This is a genomic window from Acinetobacter sp. V116_7, assembly GCF_056735735.1.
The window spans coordinates 280,157-301,308 of record NZ_JBWZIF010000026.1 but is presented as its reverse complement, the minus strand read 5'-3'; the positions used below and the strand labels follow the sequence as shown (position 1 = coordinate 301,308).

15 protein-coding genes are annotated in these 21,152 nt (G+C 40.9%); 2 read left to right on the top strand and 13 right to left on the bottom strand.

Annotated elements, in window-relative coordinates; translation table 11 throughout:
* Position 1: 1 nt before the first annotated feature.
* The 12 genes from AC1PJP_RS12500 to AC1PJP_RS12445 all read right to left on the bottom strand — a co-directional run bounded on the left by AC1PJP_RS12500 (position 2) and on the right by AC1PJP_RS12445 (position 15,188).
* Positions 2-1,813 (bottom strand): monovalent cation/H+ antiporter subunit D, encoded by a 1,812-nt coding sequence (locus AC1PJP_RS12500; RefSeq protein WP_479767048.1) that lies wholly within the window; start codon positions 1,811-1,813, stop codon positions 2-4.
* The gene (locus AC1PJP_RS12495; protein WP_003654595.1) at positions 1,813-2,181 is read right to left on the bottom strand and encodes a Na+/H+ antiporter subunit C; all 369 of its coding nucleotides are present in this window, start codon (positions 2,179-2,181) and stop codon (positions 1,813-1,815) included. The genes AC1PJP_RS12500 and AC1PJP_RS12495 overlap by 1 nt, the downstream gene beginning before the upstream one ends.
* The gene (locus tag AC1PJP_RS12490; protein ID WP_151766783.1) at positions 2,178-5,030 is read right to left on the bottom strand and encodes a monovalent cation/H+ antiporter subunit A; all 2,853 of its coding nucleotides are present in this window, start codon (positions 5,028-5,030) and stop codon (positions 2,178-2,180) included. The genes AC1PJP_RS12495 and AC1PJP_RS12490 overlap by 4 nt, the downstream gene beginning before the upstream one ends.
* A gap of 316 nt (positions 5,031-5,346) precedes the next feature.
* Positions 5,347-6,738: an AAA family ATPase gene (locus AC1PJP_RS12485; protein WP_479767047.1), complete on the bottom strand. Its 1,392-nt coding sequence runs from the start codon at positions 6,736-6,738 to the stop codon at positions 5,347-5,349.
* A gap of 23 nt (positions 6,739-6,761) precedes the next feature.
* Positions 6,762-8,264: a UvrD-helicase domain-containing protein gene (locus tag AC1PJP_RS12480; protein WP_005301860.1), complete on the bottom strand. Its 1,503-nt coding sequence runs from the start codon at positions 8,262-8,264 to the stop codon at positions 6,762-6,764.
* Between the two features lie 9 nt (positions 8,265-8,273).
* Positions 8,274-9,047 carry a bifunctional phosphoribosyl-AMP cyclohydrolase/phosphoribosyl-ATP diphosphatase HisIE gene (gene hisIE / locus AC1PJP_RS12475; RefSeq protein WP_005301863.1) on the bottom strand — a complete coding sequence of 258 codons (774 nt, stop codon included), beginning with the start codon at positions 9,045-9,047 and terminating at the stop codon, positions 8,274-8,276.
* Between the two features lie 174 nt (positions 9,048-9,221).
* Entirely contained in the window at positions 9,222-9,608 is a 387-nt protein-coding gene (locus tag AC1PJP_RS12470) for a VOC family protein (RefSeq protein WP_479767046.1), read from the bottom strand.
* Between the two features lie 26 nt (positions 9,609-9,634).
* Positions 9,635-10,948: an FAD-dependent oxidoreductase gene (locus tag AC1PJP_RS12465; protein ID WP_479767045.1), complete on the bottom strand. Its 1,314-nt coding sequence runs from the start codon at positions 10,946-10,948 to the stop codon at positions 9,635-9,637.
* Between the two features lie 125 nt (positions 10,949-11,073).
* A complete protein-coding gene (locus AC1PJP_RS12460) occupies positions 11,074-12,693 on the bottom strand; it encodes an ABC1 kinase family protein (protein ID WP_004794982.1) in 1,620 nt (539 codons plus the stop codon).
* Positions 12,694-12,705: 12 nt separating this feature from the next.
* On the bottom strand, positions 12,706-13,374 hold the full coding sequence (locus AC1PJP_RS12455) for a ubiquinone biosynthesis accessory factor UbiJ (RefSeq protein WP_151988898.1): 669 nt from the start codon (positions 13,372-13,374) through the stop codon (positions 12,706-12,708).
* Positions 13,375-13,385: 11 nt separating this feature from the next.
* Positions 13,386-14,333 carry a bifunctional demethylmenaquinone methyltransferase/2-methoxy-6-polyprenyl-1,4-benzoquinol methylase UbiE gene (ubiE, locus tag AC1PJP_RS12450; RefSeq protein WP_005301878.1) on the bottom strand — a complete coding sequence of 316 codons (948 nt, stop codon included), beginning with the start codon at positions 14,331-14,333 and terminating at the stop codon, positions 13,386-13,388.
* A 147-nt stretch (positions 14,334-14,480) separates the two neighbouring features.
* A complete protein-coding gene (locus AC1PJP_RS12445) occupies positions 14,481-15,188 on the bottom strand; it encodes a DUF8198 family protein (RefSeq protein ID WP_107880643.1) in 708 nt (235 codons plus the stop codon).
* Between the two features lie 209 nt (positions 15,189-15,397).
* On the opposite strand from AC1PJP_RS12445, the gene pap reads away from it, so the two are divergent.
* Entirely contained in the window at positions 15,398-16,816 is a 1,419-nt protein-coding gene (gene pap / locus AC1PJP_RS12440; RefSeq protein WP_005301884.1) for a polyphosphate:AMP phosphotransferase, read from the top strand.
* A gap of 22 nt (positions 16,817-16,838) precedes the next feature.
* Here the strand turns inward: pap and AC1PJP_RS12435 are convergent, their stop codons facing one another.
* Positions 16,839-17,345: a hypothetical protein gene (locus AC1PJP_RS12435; RefSeq protein WP_005301888.1), complete on the bottom strand. Its 507-nt coding sequence runs from the start codon at positions 17,343-17,345 to the stop codon at positions 16,839-16,841.
* A gap of 169 nt (positions 17,346-17,514) precedes the next feature.
* Here AC1PJP_RS12435 and AC1PJP_RS12430 point away from each other — a divergent pair, with 169 nt between their 5' ends.
* Positions 17,515-21,150, top strand: a complete 3,636-nt coding sequence (locus AC1PJP_RS12430; protein ID WP_479767044.1) for an exodeoxyribonuclease V subunit gamma — start codon at positions 17,515-17,517, stop codon at positions 21,148-21,150.
* Positions 21,151-21,152: the final 2 nt, after the last annotated feature.

Sequence of the window (21,152 nt, the reverse complement as noted above, 5' to 3'; positions counted from 1 at the left end):
TTTATGGCTCCATAGGTTTCAATTGACTTTCATCAACAATGGTAGGCGTTTGTAGTTTGTCCTGTTGCTGAATTTGTCGAAGTTTATATTCCGAAATATGTTCACCATTGAAGGTATCTTTCGAAATAATATCTGGAACGAGGTAAGCATTATGATCTTCAACCTCACCACCATATTTAGTTTCTGGTAGGTAAGCAGGGTCAAATGGTTGCACGCTAATGACTTCACCATTTTTATCTACTTTAAGAATAGTTCGTTGGTAAAGTGCGTGGTCTTGAATCTGCTGGGCAGTACTTAATGTGTAATGCTGAATAGGTGCAGCAAAGACGACATAAGCGATTAAGCCGGCAAGTAACACATAAATCACTTGATCATTACGTGGTGGTGCTCGTTCTGGTAATGCTCGATAAAGAATATAAGCCGGATGGATTGGATCTTCCTCTGGTGGTGTTGCTCGCCAGAACAAGATAAAACCAACTCGTGTTAGAGCAATAATACTTAATAGGCTCACAACAAGCACAACACCAATGATCCAACCTTGGTAGTTGGCTTCGACTGTCGCTTGTAAAATAAATACCTTTCCAAGGAAACCACTAAAAGGTGGTAAACCCGCGAGCATCATGGCAATCAAGAAATAAGTCAGCATAGCCGCTTTTTCTTGTTTGATTCTTGGGGCAACTTTTAAATGATCTTTAAAATCTCCACGTTGTGAAGTTATCCATCCACAAAATAGATAAAAAGCCGCGCCAATCAGCGTACTGTGCACTAAGTAATACAAAGCGCCAGACCATGCTTGTGTATTTGACATGGCAATTGCTGTGAGCAATGTACCAATTGAAGAAAGTACCATAAAGCCGACAAAGCGACGTAAACGATCTGCTCCAATTGCTGCAATCACACCGTATAGTGAGGTAATCAAACCAATTGGAAGTAACCAGCTTTTTAAAATTTCTTGACTAAGCGCATCGTCAAATACTGTTCCATTTACACGTAAAATCGAATAGATCCCGACCTTGGTCATAATGGTGAAAATTGCAGCCACAGGTGTACTTGCAACAGCGTAAGTTTTTGGTAGCCAAAAACCTACGGGAAGCATCGCAGCTTTAATGCCAAACACTACAAATAAAAGTAGGGCACCAGCTACGGCTAATTTGTGTTGATCTGCTTCAAGTGTCGGAATAAGGCGTGAAACATCCGCCATGTTGAGACTACCTACACTGCCATAAATCATACCAAGGCCGATTAAGAATAGGGCAGAGGCTAAAAGATTGATAATGACATAGTGAACGCCAAGCTGAAAACGTGGTTTGCCTTGCCCATGTAAAAGCAAAACATACGAAGCCATCAACAAGATTTCAAAAAAGACGAAAAGGTTAAATAAATCGCCTGTTAAAAATGCTCCGCAGATACCCATTAATAAGAAATGCACCATGGCATGGAAATAGCGACCACGGGTATCCCAATTGTCGCTTGCATACCATAAAACTGGAACGACTAATGCATAGGTCAGTACCAGCATAAAAGCAGAAAGACGATCTAATACAAGCACAATACCAAACGGTGCTGACCATTCACTCAGCTGGTAAGTGGTAATTTGACCTGTGCTTGCAAAGCTTAAATATACAATTGCAGTAATTAATCCAGCAATTGCAGAAACAAGACTAATGCCACGACGCCATGGTTGTCGCCAGTCATCTTTTAAAGCACCTGCTCCTGGGTTGCCGAGCAGTAATAATATAAAAGCAGTAAATGCCGGAATGAGAATGCTAAAAATCGGCGCATGTTCTTGCCAGAAAGATAAAAAATCAAACATTACGGCTCATCCTCACGTGGGTCGTATGTTGGAGAGATGTCTTCTTTAGCATCAACATGATCACTACCTGATTCATAACGGCTACGCAGTGCCAGTTGTACAATAAAAGCGGTGGTTGCAAAACCGATCACAATGGCTGTTAACACCAGTGCTTGAGGAAGCGGATCGGTTATTTTTGTTGTCTCAGTTAAAATTGCGGGTGAGCTAATTTGTAATCGGCCCATCGCAAATAAAAATAGGTTTACAGCATAGCCAATTACAGCTAATCCAAGCACGACAGGGAAAGTACGAGCACGTAAAATCAGATAAATACCTGTGGCAACAAGTAAACCAATCGCAGAAGCCAATAAGAATTCTAAACTGATCATGATGATTCCTCCCGATGTGGTACTACAGGACCAGACATGCTTGAGTGGCGAGAGTCTCCCAATACCGAGATGAGCAGCATCGTTGCACCAACCACGGTGATATAAACCCCTAAGTCAAAACTCGCAGCCGAAGCCAAATGTAGTTTTCCTAAAATTGGTAATTCAACATACACGTGCGCGCTAGTTAGGAATGGGCGTAACCAGAACCATGCAGCTACACCAGTAAGCCCAGCAATAGTTAAACCTGAACCAATCCATACTTCGTAAAGACGACCTGATTTTGCTTTAAGTAATTGTTCTGTCTGATCTTGACCTAGCGCAATATATTGAATGATTAACGCCATTGAGGTGATTAGACCTGCAATAAATCCACCACCTGGATAGTTATGGCCTCGCATAAAGATATAAACACTCACGACAAGCGCCAATGGCAATACCCAAGAGGCTGTAATACGGAACATGAGCGGAGATGGATTAAAACGGTAGGTGAGACCTTGGGTTATGGTTGTACCATGTACACGCATACCATCCATGAGGCAAAGTGAACCAATAGCAGCAATGCCCAGCACCGTAATTTCACCAAAAGTATCGAAACCACGGAAGTCAACTAAAATGACATTTACAATATTTGAGCCACCACCAAGTGGTAAAGACTGCTGCGCAAAGAACCATGAAATCGAATTATGATCACGGGTTAAAATCAGCCACGCAATCCAGCCTATTCCTAAGCCCCCAATAATCGCTAAAGCAGCATCTCTTAAGCGTCTAGAGCGAAGAGATTCATACGGTGTTAACTGTGGAAGTAAAGATAAACTCATTAGTAACAGAACGGTGGTTACAACATCCACGGTAATTTGAGTCAGTGCCAAATCTGGCGCTGACATTGTGACAAACACCATCGTTACCACTAAACCAATTGCACCACTAATAAGGACTGCTTTAATACGCTCATGATGGAACCACAGCATCATCCAGCAACCTGAGAACAGGGTTAGCCATAGAACGATGGCAATCCATGGGGCATGAGTAAGTTCACGTGTGCCTGTCGTGAGCCCTTGATTAAGTAGCGGCATAGTGACCATGATGACGCTAAAAGCAATGATCAAGAACAAGTAACTTTGCAGTGAGCCATTTTCAGTTTTTTGTTTGATTTTTCGGCTTGTGAGCAACAGATGTTTTAAAAATAAATCAAATAAAATGCGGCCTTGTAATCGACCAAGACGTGGGTCAAGGTCAATTTTACGAATCATGCCATCTTTTGCCAAAGCAAAATAGAACAGTGAGCCGCCGACTAAAGCAATAATACTCATCACAAGAGGAGCATTGAATCCGTGCCAAATCGCAAGATGAGTTCCTGCAAATTCTGGTTGCATCAAGCTTGCTCTGGTTACGCTATTTACCAGTGGTTCTACCAACAAAGAAGGTAAAACGCCGACTAGGATACATAGCACAGCAAGAAGAAGGGCTGGTGCGCGCATACCCATTGGCGGTTCATGTGCATCTTTATTTGGCACTTGTTTACCAATCGGACCATCAAAAAACACGCCGTGCACTAAGCGAATTGAATAACTCACTGCAAAAATACCAGCAAGTGTTGCAATGATGCTGGCTAAGATAACTGCTGAACCTGAAAGATTCGCCAATAGCTCGGTAAAGAACATCTCTTTAGAAATAAAGCCATTAGTGAGCGGTACACCTGCCATAGAGGCAGCGGTGATCATGGTTAATGTGGCAGTGAAAGGAAGTAATTGCCAAATACCACTGAGTTTTCGAAGATCACGTGTACCCGTTTCATGGTCAATGATCCCTGCAATCATAAAGAGTGCAGCTTTAAATGTTGCATGGTTAATAATATGAAAAATAGCAGCAGCAACTGCTAAAGGCGAACCGATACCAAGTAAACAAACAATGAGCCCTAAATGACTAATCGTTGAATAGGCGAGCAAACCTTTTAAATCTTCTTTAAAAATGGCAAAACATGCTGCCATACAAAGTGTAAACAGGCCGATAAATGTCACGATATTGTGATAGATCGCAGCGCCAACAAAAATTGGTAGTAAGCGGGCAAGTAGAAAAATCCCCGCTTTTACCATGGTCGCAGAGTGTAGGTAGGCAGACACCGGTGTTGGTGCAGCCATTGCGTTTGGTAACCAAAAATGAAATGGAAACTGAGCACTCTTCGTAAATGCACCAAGCAAAATAAGCAATAGCATTGGAATAAATAGAGCATGAGCTTGAATGGCGTCTTTCATGCCCATGATGTCACTAATTTCATAGGTTCCAGTGATTTGTCCTAATAGAACAAATCCACCCAATAACGCCAAACCGCCCATCCCTGTAATGGTGAGCGCCATTCGAGAGCCGCGTTGCGCAGCTTCATAATGACTCCAGTAACCCACTAACAAGAAAGATGAAATACTGGTGAGCTCCCAAAAGACTAATAAAATAATAAGATTATTAGAGAGCGAAATACCCAGCATTGCTGCCATAAACAGCATGAGTAAAGCATAGAGTTTGCTTAAAGAATTTTTAGGGCCAAGATAGTAATAGGCGTATATGTAAATGAGGGTACCGATACCGGTAATAAGTAAAGAGAATAGTAAACCAAGAGCATCGAGTCTGAAGCTTAGATTAATTCCTAATTGAGGTAACCAATCCCAGCTTTGTTGAATGCTTGCACCACCAAGCACAGTTTTAGCTTGAGTCAGTAATAAACCAAAACTGGTTAAACTGACTCCAATTGCCCCTAAAGCCGTTACTCCACGCGAGAACCGTTGAAGCAATGAAACAAGGGTGGTGCCTAATATTAACGGTAATAAGATAATTATCGGTAGCACACTCGTATCCATATGTGATTTAGGCCGAAACCTAAAGGTGAATTTTTAATTTCAGAATAGATAGGAATTCAAAGAGAGTTCCAAGACTTTGTTATTCTGAAAACCCAACCAAATTAGAAAATAAAGCGAGAAACAAGTTGTATTGCGCAACTTGAAGAATAAAAACGCAAAATGAAATTTATTGTACACTAAAAAAGCAGTAAAAATCTGATGTTATTACATGTAGTAACAACATCTAGTTATTTTTAAAGCTAAAAAACCTGACTTAACCATATATTTTGTGACTCTGCTTTTTAATTATAAAAAGAGAGCCGATTGATTATAAAATTTAAACAGAAGGACTTTCTTCTGGTGTGTCTCCTGCATGAATCATGCGTAGCAATTCGTTTTTTTGTTGTTCATTTAAACCCTGAATTTGCTGAAATAAAACATCAACCTGTGCTGGAGAGGGCGTAGGATCTACTAAGCTTGGAAGCTGTGCTTCTATATGTGGAACTAATGACTCACTTCTTTGGAGTAATGTATAGATGTGTTCAAGCTGTTGTTTGGTGGTATTTAAATCAAGATGGCTAATTTTACCATGCTCTAATTTTAAACATTGATAAGCCGAGGCATGTTCTAATAACTCTTCACGACTTCCAGTTGCAATAATTTGTAAGTGTGGAAATGCCTGATGGAGTTTGTTTAAAATTTCTGAACAATGCTGTGCATCAAGTTGTGCATCAATTTGATCAATCAATAAAATTCCTTCACCTTCAAGGCAAGGATTTAGGCTTAGCGGATTGAGTAAACAGAGCCTGCGGGCAATATCGCCTACTAAAGCAATCCATGTTTTTGTGGTGTTGGAAAGTTGCTGAAAAGGTAGGGTTTGGCCATCATAGTCAGCCATAAGTTGAAGCCTAGGCTGATATTGTAAATATAAGTCTTTGAGCTCAGGCAAAACAATATTTAATGCATTTTTAAGAGCGTAGAGGTTAGGTGCGGTGAGCTGTTTAGGCTGCCCAGATAACTCTTTTTGAAGTTCATTTAATAGTTCTGTTTGATCTTGTGGATCTGATTGCTTAGATTTAATGCGTTGTACGAGATGTGCAGCTTGAGCATTTTCGATATCACTAATTTCACGTAACCACTCAAAAAAACGAGTGAAGGTGGTGAACGGAACTGGACTAATATCATAGGCTGAAATGGCTTGAGTTATGCCGGGTAAATTTTTATTGAGCAGATTAATATCATTTACAAATCGCTCGGCTGGGTAGTAAGCGATTAAGGGTAATCCTTGTAATGGATCTTTTTTGATGACTTGTTGATAAAGGGCCATAGTCTGGTCAAGTTGTTGAGTTTCAACTTGGCTGATTCCAATGCCACTTGAATTTAGGGTTTTAAAAAGTTTCCAGCTACACAGCGAAGAATCTACCTCTTGTGCAGAAGTACTTTCTGGTAAAGAGCCAATTTCTGGTGGAACTTGAAGGGTCACTTCGATTTTTGACTGTAGACGTGATTGAGTAATGTCTTGGTCAGGCATAACAATACCGGGACTACGTAAATCTTTAAAACGGGCAGGGAACCAAGTTAGAGCATGGTAAGTATGTTTGAGCAACATACTTTTACCCGTTGCTTGTTCACCTAAGATTAAGGTAATCAGCTGTTTTTCATATTGAAACTGTATTTTAAGATCGTGAAACAGAGCAATATGTTTAAATTGGATAGATTCAAGTTGCATAGGCTCACCTAATTATGAGCGCTTCAACCAACCGATTGACGAAGACTTAAAGGCGCCCTTAGTTTTAATTGTTGTATCAGATCATAAAGATGATGGATATTTAGACTTACTTTAGCACGAGTACAGGCAACGTAAAGTAATCTTAACTCTTCATCACTAATTTTGTGTTCTAAGCCATTAATTTTAAATTGATAGTCATCTTCAATATGAACGCGATTCCATTCTAGCCCTTTCGCTTTATGAGCTGTGGAGATGACATAATCAGCTTGCTCAAGTGGAGTAATCTTTGCAAGTGCTTTTTTTAGCGGGTCAGTGCCGTGATCATCAACCAATTTAACCAATGGTTTAATATCACTTCCTTCATTGGTTTCACAGTATTCATGTACATCGTGCCATGAGTTAAACCATGCCAATTCAGGAACGTCAGTAACTCGTTTGCCTTGTTTTAAAAGGCTTGCGGCGTCTACAAAACGGTTTAGCTTTTGATGATCCGCTTGCAAACTCACTTTATCGCCGTGAACTAAGCCTGCCAGTAAAAGCTCCATTGCTCGCGCATTGGTACGGCATAAAATCGCATCACGCATTTTGGTATGCGGTTTATTCACTACACTTGATTTCTGGTTTGGATTACCAAGTAAGGGAACAGTTTCATTTAAACCGCCCAGCAGTGCATTGGCCACATCGGCAATCGTTTCGCCAAAACGAAAAGAAGTGGTTAACCGAGATTCCGGCAAGGGCAATTGTTGCATGGCATTAATTGCACCACGCCAAGCGTAGATTTGTTGATGCGCATCACCCACATAAATAACTTGAGTATTTTTTTGGCGAAGCAAAATGCCTAGCATTAGAGGGTCAGCATCTTGTGCTTCATCAAACAAGACGTAGTCAGTAGGAATGTTTGGCTCAGACAATGCCCAAAGTTTGAGATAAATATCATGTCCAATACCAGCTTGATGGTTTTGGTCAATCGATTCTAACCAACGTCGTTCCACAGCAGGGTAAAGGTGATTTTGTAATTCGATAATATCGTCTGGATGCAACCAATTAGGTGCCTGAATATGTCGAGGTGCCGGATATTGTGAGCTTGTTGAACAGAAATAGCTCACTGCATTTGCGACAAGGCTCGCTAGGCGACTTGGCATTAAGACATATTTTTCGTAACGCCCACCCATCATACGTCGTAAGGTAATCGGTTCTAGTCGATATTCTTTAGCAATAAAACTTGGGCTTAGTCGTGGTAGACGTAATTTATCAGTCACACCGCGCGGCACGCTACGAAAAGCAAGCGAGTGAAAAGTACGGCAGTCTACATTACGATGGAATTTGTTTTGTGCTTCACCAGCAATAGCTTTGTTAAATGCTAGATACATACCACGCCGTTCAGGCATGGCATCGCTAATCATTTGTAAAGTGGTGGTTTTACCTGTGCCAGCATAGGCAATCACTTTAAATGATTGCCCAAGACGTGCGTTATCTATGGCAATTGCTTGTTCATAGGTGGCTTTAGGTTTTTCAATATTCGACACTGAGTGATTTTAAACCTTGTTGCGGTTAGCTTTTTCAACTAAACCAGATAAACCCTGACGACGAGCTAATTCGTCAATAATAAGTTGTGGATTAAGATCGAAATAACCCAACATCACAATAGTATGGAACCACAAATCTGCTGTTTCATAAACGAGATCGTTTAAGTGAGCTTCTGAATCCTGTGCAGCAAAATCTTTAGCAGCAATAATTGCTTCTACACTTTCTTCACCCACTTTTTCTAAGATTTTATTGATGCCTTTTTTGTAGAGGCTTGCAACATATGAAGTATCAGCTTCAGCTTGCTTACGCTCTTGCATCAATTGACCTAAGTGAGCAAGTACATCGACTTGTTCTGTGGTGTGAGCATGATCGTGGCTTTCAGTTTTAGCTTTGTCACCATAAATTGCAGTAGGGTCTTTTAATTGTGCATCGACAATTTCCCAGCCCTGTGGGGTGAGTTTACGATAGAAACAAGACTCACGACCCGTATGGCATGCAATACCACCGTGTTGTTCAATTTGTAGAATAATCACGTCGCCGTCACAGTCCAGACGAATTTCATAAACTGTTTGAAAATGGCCTGATTCTTCACCCTTGTGCCAAAGTTTTTGGCGAGAGCGAGAGAAATAAACAGCCTGATTTTTTTCTGCTGTGAGCGCGAGTGCTTCACGGTTCATCCATGCCACCATCAAAATACGTCCGGTTTGATGATGTTGAGCAATGGCAGGGATAAGACCTTGTTCGTTAAATTTTACTTCATCGAGCCATTGCGTGTTATTCATGAGGAATCACCAAAGAAATATGAACTATAAATTGATTTCAATTAGATGCTAAAAAATAGCTTGTATAGTGTACGGCATCAACGTCGCTTTGCGGAAAAATTCTTTGCGCTTTTTGTCTTTGTCAGTGGAACGAATATCTTGTAACGCTTACCAGTCGGTATCTTATTCAAGTGGCTAAGACGTGAGGATATTTGAAATCTCAATCAAATTTTGATCTGGATCACGAATATAAACTGAAAGAATAGGGTGCATTGCACCCGTACGTTCAACAGGGCCTTCCTCAATGGTAATATTTAACTGATTAAGATGTGCAATCACTTCTGAAATGGGAGTTTCTGAAATAAAACATAGGTCAGCAGATCCGGGAGTCGGCTGTAATGCCTTAGGTTCAAATTCTTTGCCTTGTTGGTGTAAATTTATTTTTTGATTTCCAAACTGTAGAGCCTTTCTATCACCTTTAAAAGTGATGACCTCAAACCCTAATACAGTTTGATAGAAATTACATGTAGTTTCAATATTCGAGACAGTTAAAACAAGATGATCAAGATGGCTAATTTTCATGTATTACTCACTATCATTTGTTTGGGTTAATAGTCAGACAAAGATTCATTTTTTAAATGAGACGCACGGCTTTCTTTAGATGCTTGAGCGACTTGATCATAATCAAGTTGCTGAAATGGACCTGTCTTTAATCCCGAAATTGTGATTGCCATTTCTTTTCGAAAATAGGGAATTTGATACATCCAAGGAAATACTAAATCTCTTAAACCTCCAGCCCACCAATGATCAGATTGATAAAGTGGTGTTAGTAAGCGACTAAGAAATTGATAAAACTGAGTAGATGAGCGGCGAAGCTGGTGGTAGTGCTGCCAGAGCAGGGACCAAACAATATTCTGACTTTTTTGGGCATGTTGCAATGACTGAGAAAAAGCCCAGGCATCCAATAATGCCATATTTGCGCCTTGTCCCAACTGTGGGCTCATTGCATGAGCTGCATCTCCAATTACACCAATTCGTCCTTGACCAAATTGAGTCATGACGACATCACGGTAGTTTGCAGATAGCCATTTAGGCTGAATTTGGCTGTCGTATAAAATCTCTTTTAGCCATTCTGCAACTTTGGGCCATCGCTCTGAGACTTGTTTTAACCAAGTTTGTTTAGCTTGCTCATCTTGCAGAAAGCTTTGTAATTGTGGAGTAGGTAAACTCCAGAAGATACTCGAAAGGCGCTGCTTAGGTTCTGTTGGAATTGCTCCTGTAGGAAGAATTCCCATCATAATCTTCGAGCGATCATAAAATTGATGCAGAATTTCAGAATCGAGTACTTGGCACTCAGGTACGATACTCCACGCCGCACCCCAAGGGTAGGCTTGGTCAACCTTTACCCATGCTTTGGGGCGTAATTGGCTACGAGCACCATTGGCAATAAGTACGGCATCAAAGCGAGCATCAAACTTTTGACTTTGATAAGTTCCGAATAGCCGAACTTCATCATTATGTTCTTCAAAGCTCTCAACAGAATGGTTCATGCACCAAGTAATTTGGCTTGAATATTCACTAAGTTTTTGGGTGAGCACATGACATAAAGTAGCTCGGTGTATACCTAAACCATAGAGATTTGTAGATGCTTCATGATAATGGCTGTTGACTAAAAGACGCTTGTTGGGAAGTTGTCCTTCTAAGCCTGTTACTTTTGCTCCTAATGGCAGCGCTTTATCGAGTACACCTAAATGTTCAAATACTGCTAAACCTGTTGGTTGTAGTAATAAACCTGCACCTACTGGAGATAACTCATCAACTTGTTCAAAAATAGTAACGTTATTACCTTCACGGGCGAGCAAAATCGCAGTGGCTAAACCTGCGGTACCTGCACCGATAATGGCAAAATGAGGTGTTTTCATTGTTTGTTCTTTTGATGCATTTATAGATTCAATTTAGCAATCAACGAATAGCTGATCTATAATTTTTTTTGAAAATTAAAGTTTAGCCATAAAAAAATCCCTTGCGCGGGCAAGGGATTTAAAACTTATTTCAAGATGCGCCAAAGTGCTAATAAACTGCTTAGCACAATTAAAATAATAGAAACAAACCAAGGACTAATAATCGCGATGGTGAGTAAAATCAGCATGCTACTACCGAACATCCAACTGCGGCGTTGTTGATGTTCCATTTGCAAACGAAGTTGCTGCATTTCGCGTAACTGACGGTCTTGCCAAGCAGACTGATTTTTTAAACCATTTAAACTATCAACAATTAAGCTTGGAAAATCTTGAGCACCTAAAAGCAGGTCAGGTAGTTGCTGACCTAACTCTTTAATATTTTTGACTGGGTTCATGTTGGCTTTGACCCATTCAGTCAAAATTGGTTTTGCCAATTTCCAGATGTCGAGCTGCGGGTAAAGATCGGTCCCTAGGCCTTCGACATGCACTAAAGTTTTTAGCAACAACATGAGTTGTGGTGGAATTTCTAAATGGAATCGACGGGCAATATCCATTACTTGAATCAAGATGCCCGCAAAATCAAGTTGATCCATTGGTTTAGATACCATTGGACCAACGGTGCGACGCATTTCACGCGATAGCGCATCTTGGTCTGTACCCGGTGGAATCCAGCCAGCTTGATGCACAATTTGAATGAGCTGCATAAAGTTGCTGTTCATGACAGCAAGCAACATGCGGGCAATAGTCATCTGGTCATGCTTAGATAATTCACCCATAATTGCACAGTCGAGTGCAATAAAGCGTGGATTGCTTGGGTTAATTGTTTCTACAAAGACATTGCCGGGGTGCATGTCGGCATGGAAAAAGTTATCGCGGAATACTTGCGTAAAGAAAATGGTTAATCCTTTTTCTGCAAGTTGTGCACGGTCCATGCCTAGACGGTCAAAGGTTGCCGTATCTGAAATAGGAACACCTGTAATGCGCTCTGCTACCATGACATCTTTGGTGTCCATGTAGACTTCAGGCACATACATCATGGTTGAGCCAGTAAAATAATGGCGCATACGACGGGTGTTGTCTGCTTCGATACTTAAGTCCAGCTCATTTAAGATAATCTGGCGGTAGTCTTGAATAATTTCAGAGAGATGTAAGGCACGAGCAGCTTCAAGGCGACTTTCTAGTGTGTTGCCTAACCATGCCAAAATTTCAAAGTCTTGCAAAATTTGGTTGCGAATGTCGGGGCGAGTCACTTTAACAACAACTTCTCGACCGTCGTGCAAAGCAGCAGTATGAACCTGTGCAATTGAAGCAGCTGCTAATGGCTGGTCATCAAATCGTGCAAACAAGGTATTTACGTCAGCTTTTAATGATTCTTGAATACGTTGTTTGGCAACATTGCTATCAAAAGGTTTTACCTGATCTTGAAGTAAGACCAATTGAGCGAGTATTTCAGGTGGAATCAAATCACGTCGAGTTGACAGTAATTGTCCAAGCTTAATTGCAAGCGGTCCCATCTCTTCCAAAGCTTCTTTGAGCTTTAAAGGATTTTTACGTTCGCGACTAGACCATGCAGCTGGGTGCATTTTAATAACACTTAATGCACGTTGAGCTTTAACTGGTAATTCATCCGCAGGGAACAACGTATCGAGTCTATAGTGCGCTGCAATACGCCAAAGTTCGAGTAAACGTGAAACGTGCGGAATCATATACGGTCTTACCTAGTCTTGAGAGGGTTGTAGTTGTATGTTGAGTTGCTGCAATCTTGCTTCTAGACGGTCAATGTCTTGATTAAGCTTGCGAGTTGCTTGAGTTAAATCATCCATTTCCCAACGAGGGGCAAATAGACCACTATCTTCTTTTAATGCGTCTTCTGCAAAAAATAGATGACTTTGAAGAGAGCGTTTTAAATGTTTTGGTGCAAGTTGAATCTTGCCAATTTCGTGGGCGAGTTGAGGACCGACCCATCTTGATAAATGCGCAGCTAAATCTGGTTCAGCTTGCTGCATAATCTTTTGAATATCCTGTAGCAGGTGGTAATCACCTTGCAATGGGATATTGCCAATCTGATCTGGATCGCTGACCAATAATTTAATCAGTTCGACGACATCTTTAACATGCAAAGTTGCTGTTGCTTCAGAAATTTTGAATTGCGCATCAAAAGGGCGTTGTTCAAAAATAGAAGGCTTTTCACTGTGCCCTGTTGCAGTAGGTTCAAGACGTACTTTTTCTTGGTCAAAGAATACATCGACAGAAAGCTGCGGACTATCAATCACAACACGCAACATTTTGCCCTGTAACTGATTAAGCTGAATGCGGGTAACCGCATCCAGATCGATCAGATGATGAATGATACGTTCGACTGCACCGAGTGCCAGAATCGACCACATATCGTTATCCCTTACAGTTTGAAGCCACGGTGAACGGCAACGATACCAGCAGTAAGGTTGTGATAGTCGCAGTTCTGGAAGCCAGCATTTTCCATCATACCTTTTAAGGTGCGTTGGTCTGGATGCATACGAATTGATTCAGCCAAATATTTATAACTTTCTGAGTCATTCGCAACCAATTTACCCATAATCGGTAAAGCAGTGAATGAATAGAGGTCATAAAGTTTTGAGAATGGCTCAAATACAGGCTTAGAAAATTCAAGAATAAGTAAACGGCCACCTGGCTTCAACACACGGAACATAGATGCAAGCGCTGCATCTTTATCTGTCACGTTACGTAAACCAAAGCTAATGGTGAGTAAGTCAAAGCTGTTATCTGCAAAAGGCTCTAGAGTTTCTGCATTAGCAAGTACGAAATCAACATTGGTACAGCCTGCATCAATGAGGCGGTCGCGACCAACATTAAGCATAGATTCGTTAATGTCTGAAAGAACGACATGGCCTTGAGGACCAACTTCACGGCTAAATACTTTTGCTAAGTCGCCTGTACCACCAGCAATATCTAATACGTGTTGACCACGGCGTACGCCAGACATATTAATTGCGAAGCGTTTCCATAGGCGATGAATACCAAATGACATTAAGTCATTCATCAAGTCATATTTGCTTGCCACCGAGTGGAATACTTCTGCAACTTTTTGAGCTTTATCTTCAGTTCTAACTGTTGAGTAACCGAAGTGGGTGGTTTCACCAACGTTGCCAGTATTGCCAGCACCACGAGGTAAATTATATTTCGGTACAGAACCATTAACCGGTGTGTCGGTTAAGGTTTGTTGTAAAGATTGTTGTTGCCCTTGAGGGGTACCTGACGGTAAAGGTGAGCTTAGGAATGGGCTAACTTTGTCTGAACTTTGTGCCTGCTCAGTTGGAGATGTTGGCTTTTGGTTTTCGTTAGACATATTGTCTCTCCTAGACTCAAACTCAAGTGAAACGGAATAAGTTCTGCATGATGACAGATTTTGTCTATTTTTACAGGCATCATCACGCAAATATAATGAATAAAATCTCAACTTCGTAAGGTTGATTTTTTCTCTGTGCCGACCTTATCACACTCTAAACGGATTCGGATGCCCTGAATGTACATTTTCAATAATTTGGCGTTCTTTTTCAGTAAAAGTCTTGATAAAGTTCTCGGCTGATTTTAACGGTTTCATCGCACTAAAACCATCTTGGATAAAATCATACATCAATTCGAAGTGATATTTCTGGGCAATACCTTTACACATTTTAAAAGCCGTAAACATCATAAATGAGCGCATGTATTTATCGAGTGCGGCTCCTAAATCATCAAGAAGAGCAAGCTGCTGATAACGAGCTTCTGCCTGATCAAGTTTGATTAAGGTTAAACGCATAATCTCATCAGTGAGTACTGTATCTGCCGGATAGTCCTCAAGAAGCTGCATAGCTACTTGCTCATCAAGTTGAGTTGCAAGCACAGCCAAACTTACCGATTTAGTGCCAGTTTTAATTGCATTTTCAGGCAATACTTTTTCGGCTTTATGGGCATATTTCAATAAGCGTTCAATTTGAGCTGCCAGAGCATCAAACTCTGGACCACCATATAAACGATTTAAAAAATACTCTGACATGAGTTTATGTTCAGGCAAGTTAAAAAAGTCGTGATGAGTATCTTTCATCCGCTCTTTTAGCCATGTTTGTACATCTTGCAAACGCTGGGCAAGCACTGGATTGTCGTGATAATTAAATGTTTTATATTGTTGTAAAAGATCATCAAAAGCAGCGAGTTTAGACATTTAAGGCTCTAATATTGGGCTATTTGCAAAAAATCATAAGAGGCATTGTAACCTTGTACTATGGCGAGAAGATGTAAAAAAAATGATTCATGCGTCAATTCTTAGACAGATTTTTGTCGCAATGACATAATTTGTATAGCAATTCATCATTTAACCGCATAAGTTAAAGATCATCGAAATTAAACAATAAAATATTAGAGCCGTAGACTATGAGTGAACAACAACCAAAATTTGAAATTCGAGATGAAGAACTGCTTTCAGTTGACTTGATTGAAGCACAATATGCGTTAAAAGAAAGTCGGGGAAAACCCAACGCTAAAAGCACACTCATTTTAATGAGTGGTATTGAGCTGGCAGGTAAAGGGGAAGCGGTTAAGCAGCTTCGTGAGTGGTTAGACCCTAGATATTTGCGAGTCAAAGCAGATGCGCCACGTGTACTGACAGATACAGAAGCATTTTGGCAATCTTATTCGGAGTTTATTCCTACCGAAGGCCAAATTGTGGTGATGTTTGGCAATTGGTATAGCGATTTGCTCGTAACAGCAACGCATGTATCTGAACCTTTAGATGAAGCACGCTTTGATGCTTATGTTGAAAATATGCGGGCATTTGAGCAAGATTTAAAAAATAACTATGTCGATGTGGTTAAAGTCTGGTTCGATCTTTCATGGAAATCACTACAAAAACGTTTAGACAAAATTGACCCGTCTGAGCAACACTGGCATAAGCTTCACGGTCTAGATTGGCGTAATAAAAAACAATACGACACTTTGCAAAAGTTACGCCGTCGTTTTACTGACGACTGGTACATTATTGATGGCGAAGATGAAAAGCAGCGTGATCAGTTTTTTGCTCAGTACCTTTTACAACACATGCGCCAACTTCCTGATCATGAAACCGAAGTTAAAGGAAAATGGCAGCAGGCCAAAATTCCAGAAAGTTTATTAAAACCTTCTAATGAACCACTTGAAAAAGCTGAATATAAAAAAGAGCTCGATAAATTAAGCAAAAAAATTGCTGATGCCATGCGTTTCGATAAACGTAATGTCGTCATTGCTTTTGAGGGGATGGATGCTGCAGGTAAAGGTGGTGCAATTAAGCGAATTGTTAAAAACCTAGACCCGCGTGAATATGATATTCACTGTATTGGAGCACCTGAACGCTTTGAAGCACGACACCCTTACTTATGGCGCTTTTGGAACCGCATTAATGAAGCCGAGAAAATCACAATCTTTGATCGGACATGGTATGGGCGCGTACTTGTTGAACGTGTTGAAGGTTTTGCTTCACCTTTAGAGTGGCAGCGTGCCTATGACGAAATTAATCGTTTTGAAAGAGATTTATTTGATAGTCAAACGATTGTGGTAAAAATTTGGCTTGCGATTAGCAAAGATGAGCAAGAGCAGCGCTTTAAGGCCAGAGAAGAGACACCGCATAAACGTTTTAAAATTACCGCAGAAGATTGGCGTAATCGTGATAAATGGGATGATTATTTAAAAGCGGCAGCAGATATGTTTGAGCGAACCAGTACAGATTACGCACCTTGGTATATTGTTGCAACTGATGATAAATATACGGCACGTCTGGAAGTATTAAGGGCGGTTTTAAAACAGCTGAGAGCAGATTAAGCTCTCAGCCATAAGGCATAGATTAATTTACAATGGTGGTGCGGCTTTTTTGCTGAATACGCTTTGCAAGATTGTAACTGTCGGTAAGATGCGTTTCTGCTATTTTTTTCATCATGAAATAGCCTAAACTAGCTGCTACAATTTGTCCGCCTAGCGGTATAAATTTAGTCACCTGTTTCGTTACGATTTTGCCAAAAAAGCCGTTAAATGTTTTTTTAACGGTCGTGCGTGCCACTACAAAGCCTGAAAATTCGAAACCACGTTTACGTAGTTCATCCCAGTGAATTGTTTTAGTTTTTGGGTCATAGACACTTACGTGTTCAGGGGCTAAACCGAAACGGGAATTGATATCTGGAATCAGGTACGACAAAATTCCCAAATCTATCACCACGTCAAAAAAAGGGATCGGTACAATTGCCGCCCCTGCTGAGACGTAAGCTCTTTTTTTGATGAGATCATGGCACTCATCGCGAATTTGTTCCAGATTTAGGCTAGGATCAATATAGTCAGGAATCTTGTCAATTTTCATAATGTCTACCTGTATAAATTTCTTGATGGCGTCATTCAAACCAAGTGTAAGTGACACCTGAAGTTAAATTATGCTGTGTTTAAACCAACGTGACATAGTCAGATTCAGTTGTATAGTAATGAATGTTTATGATTTTGTGCATAAATTATGCAAGCAGGAAATGAAATAAATGGGGATCCATGTTATTCAAAGTCAACGTATTGATGTGTTGTTGCAAGGTGTATTAGCGTCTACATCTCAAGCTTCAACGCATCCATTACAGGTTTTGAAAACCCAACATTTTATTGTTCCAAGTCCTGCGGTCGAGCAGTGGCTGATACAAAAACTTGCAGAACAGCAAGGCATGAGTGCCAATTACCAGTTTCACCAACGGGTACGCGGCTTCCAGTGGTATGCCTATCAGCAAGTTTTAACTGCGCATAAAGAACAGGTCCGTAAAGCGAACATTCCACGTTTGATTTTTAAATGGCGGGTTCATCAGGCTTTGCATGAGTTTATTCAACCTGACACGATGAGCATAGACACATCGCATCCTTTACATTCTATTGTTCAGCGTATTTACGACAGTGCAGATCGCCTCGAACAAGGCATAGATAAACAATTAAAAAAACAGAAAATGCTGTATTGGGTCGCTGAGCAGGTTGCTGATTTATTTAGTAACTATATGATTTATCGTGGACAGTGCCAGCGTGGTTGCGAAAATGGTTGCACTTGTCCTGAAAACTGGTTGTCTGCTTGGGGGCAGGGGCGATCACTCGATATTGAAAAATATATTGTACAAAAAGATGAAGAAGTGACTGCTTTTGCATTGCACCAAACTGAGGAACTAGAACGCTGGCAGCGTTGGTTGTGGCAGCAACATTTTCATGATGATTTTGTGCAGATGCAGCAAATTGATGCGTTGTTCTGGCAAGAGTTAGATCATCCGGACCGTAGTAAGCGCGCTATTTCAAGATTACCTAATCAGGTAGTGATCTTTACGTTATTAGATTTACCGCCAAGCCAGTTACAGTTCTTGCGCCGTTTAGGCCAATATATTGATGTACTGATTTTGCACTATAACCCTTCACAAGAATATTGGGCCGATAGTGTCGATCCACTGTGGAAGCAGCGTTATGACCTAGGGGTAAAAGAACGTTTTATTGCGAAAAACCCGAAGGCTACAGATGCTGAAATTAGTGATTTCTTTAATAAATTTACACTCAACTTTAATGCTGAAGCGCGTGAGTCTAGACATCCGCTTTTAACCAGATTGGGTAAACAAGCCCGCGACCACTTTTCACTATTATCGAATTTGTCTACGGGCGAAGAAGGTAAGTGGGTTGATGCTTTTGTGGATGATTTTCCAGAAAGTTTACTCGGTAAAGTTCAGTCAGATATTTTGCATTTAGTGGAACCCCAAGCTAAACAATATGAGCTTGCTTCCGATGATGACTCTATTCAGATTCATGTTTGTCATTCGACTTTACGCCAACTTGAAGTATTAAAAGAGCAATTGATTGGTTGGTTGGCTAAACCACATGACCAGCCGCGCCGACCAAACGATATTTTAGTTTTAGTTCCTAATTTGGCTGACATAGAGCCTTTAATTCGAAGTGTATTTCCTGCTACGGCCACAGAGCAAGGTGTGCATTTGCCTGTGAAAATCGCAGGTGTTGCATCACTTGATGCACTGAATGCATGGCGTGCTGTGATTGGGCGTATTCAACTGATGCAGGGGCGTTTTAGCTTTGATGATTTTGCTGACTGGTTAAGTTTACATGCGACCCAGCAGCGTTACGAACTTGCGTATGTTCAGGTTGAGCGAATTTTAAATTTGCTTGCCGATGCAGGTTTTAAACGAGGGCTTGATGCAGAACATCTCAAGCGCAGTTTGTGTGACGGTGATGATGATTATCGATATAGCTTTAAATTTGCCTTAGAACGATTGGCTCTTGGTATTGCCGTGCCTGTGCACGCCACATTTAATCAGGTGTTGAGTTATGCCAAAGTTCAACCGAGTGATTTTGAGCTGATTGGTACACTCATTCAGATTTATCAAGATTTGAATGAGCGCCGTGATTGGCTGACGCTGCATGAACAGGGGAAAGTCTACACGGTTGAATATTGGCTTCAGGTGCTGGGTAAAGATATTGTTGAATTTGAGCAGGTCGGTGTTGCTGCTTTAAAAGCTGTTCGGGAAATTGTTAAGAAACAAGAGCGAATGTTGACGCTCGCAAGCTATTACGCTGAGACAGAAACAGGAACTTTGCGCAAAATTACCTTGCCTCTGCCTTATATTATTGAAGAAATTCAGCGAACTTTAGAAAGCCAAAGTACACAAGCTGAACCGACAGGACAAATTACCTTTGCCCAAATTGGACATATTCGGCCTTTACCTTATCGTTTAATGGTCATGCTAAATCTGGATGCAGGGCAATTTCCAAACCGAGATACCCATGTTCCATTTGATTTAATGGATGCACTGCGTCAACAGTTAGGTGACCGCTCTCGTCTTGAAGACGATCAAGGGGCGTTTTTAGATGCTTTATTATTAGCCCAAGACAATTTATGGCTGTTTTATAACGGTTTTGATGTGAATGATGGTGAGGTACGAGAACCATCTAGTATTCTTCAAGAGTTCCGTGAACACCTTGCCTTGATTGTGAAAGCTGAAGACGATGTACCTGAAAATGTAGTTGTGGAAGGAATTGAGATTCCATCACAGTTAAAACAACTCTATCACTTACATGACTTACAGCCCTTCGACCCGAAAGGTTTTACTGTAGAAAAAAGTGTGATCCGTTATCAAGATCACTGGTTTAAGGTCGCTTCACAAATTCAGCAAATCTCAGGAAACCGTCAACCTTGGGCGAATACGACCTATCCGCTACAAGCCCCTGACATGTTGGTTTTAGATAGTCAGCAGTGGATACAGGATGTGACGTTCCCTGCACGTTTATATTTGAAAACTTTAGGGGTGGAAAACTTAGGAAGTGTCGGAGTGCTCGACCAAAATGAACCGTTATTATTAGATGGTTTAGGGCGTTATGCGATCCGACATTTTTTACAGCAATCTGAACAGCAAGCACAACCTGAAGTATTAATTGATCAGTTGCCTGTAGGTAAAGTCAAATATAGCGCATGGCAACAAGGTGTGTTTGAGCAAGAATGTTTGCTTGAACGCCTTCACCATTATGCACCAGCAGTGACACAAACCACGCAGCGTATTTGGCGAATTGCTAAACAGCTTCATATGAATATTACAGTTCCAAAGTCTGAAACTCGGGATTGGGTGAGCATGGAGCCTTCAAGTGCCCGCGCAAAAAGACGCGCGAAAGTCTGGTTGGAACACTTACTTTGGTTAGCTTATTTGAATGAGGGAAGTGCAGGAGCTGAAAAGCGCCGTATTGTGGTTTTTAGCGATCAAACTGTGATTTGTAGTGGGGTTAGTTCTGAGCAAGCTCGGCAATATTTACAGCCATGGTTTAAAATCTGGCGTCATGCACAGCAACAACCATTGGTTCTACCAGCAGCCTTATTATTAAAACCATTAGAAAAAGCCAAAGCATATCAGTGGGAAACAACAAATCAGGCAGAAAAAGCAAAACTGGATGAGAAGAGCTACACTGAGCTGTTAAAATACTGGAATGAGACAGGGTCATTTACCACAATGGATATGACTCAAAATGAAGCTTGCAAGTTGCATCGAGACTGGAGCTTTATTTTACAAGAACAAGATGCGCAAGCTTTGCTTCAACATGCTTGTGATGAGTTTGCGTATGATCTGTATCATCCGGTTTTTCAATTTCAACATTCGGAGTAAGA

Excerpts from the sequence above, each read along its gene's own strand:
- hisIE (WP_005301863.1), bottom strand. The coding sequence starts at position 9,047 with ATGAATAACACGCAATGGCTCGATGAAGTAAAATTTAACGAACAAGGT.
- AC1PJP_RS12435 (WP_005301888.1), bottom strand. The coding sequence starts at position 17,345 with ATGAAAATTGACAAGATTCCTGACTATATTGATCCTAGCCTAAATCTG.
- AC1PJP_RS12500 (WP_479767048.1), bottom strand. The coding sequence starts at position 1,813 with ATGTTTGATTTTTTATCTTTCTGGCAAGAACATGCGCCGATTTTTAGC.
- AC1PJP_RS12495 (WP_003654595.1), bottom strand. The coding sequence starts at position 2,181 with ATGATCAGTTTAGAATTCTTATTGGCTTCTGCGATTGGTTTACTTGTT.
- pap (WP_005301884.1), top strand. The coding sequence starts at position 15,398 with ATGAGTGAACAACAACCAAAATTTGAAATTCGAGATGAAGAACTGCTT.
- AC1PJP_RS12445 (WP_107880643.1), bottom strand. The coding sequence starts at position 15,188 with ATGTCTAAACTCGCTGCTTTTGATGATCTTTTACAACAATATAAAACA.
- AC1PJP_RS12455 (WP_151988898.1), bottom strand. The coding sequence starts at position 13,374 with ATGTGGTCGATTCTGGCACTCGGTGCAGTCGAACGTATCATTCATCAT.
- AC1PJP_RS12470 (WP_479767046.1), bottom strand. The coding sequence starts at position 9,608 with ATGAAAATTAGCCATCTTGATCATCTTGTTTTAACTGTCTCGAATATT.
- AC1PJP_RS12430 (WP_479767044.1), top strand. The coding sequence starts at position 17,515 with ATGGGGATCCATGTTATTCAAAGTCAACGTATTGATGTGTTGTTGCAA.
- AC1PJP_RS12485 (WP_479767047.1), bottom strand. The coding sequence starts at position 6,738 with ATGCAACTTGAATCTATCCAATTTAAACATATTGCTCTGTTTCACGAT.
- AC1PJP_RS12465 (WP_479767045.1), bottom strand. The coding sequence starts at position 10,948 with ATGAAAACACCTCATTTTGCCATTATCGGTGCAGGTACCGCAGGTTTA.
- ubiE (WP_005301878.1), bottom strand. The coding sequence starts at position 14,333 with ATGTCTAACGAAAACCAAAAGCCAACATCTCCAACTGAGCAGGCACAA.
- AC1PJP_RS12490 (WP_151766783.1), bottom strand. The coding sequence starts at position 5,030 with ATGGATACGAGTGTGCTACCGATAATTATCTTATTACCGTTAATATTA.
- AC1PJP_RS12460 (WP_004794982.1), bottom strand. The coding sequence starts at position 12,693 with ATGATTCCGCACGTTTCACGTTTACTCGAACTTTGGCGTATTGCAGCG.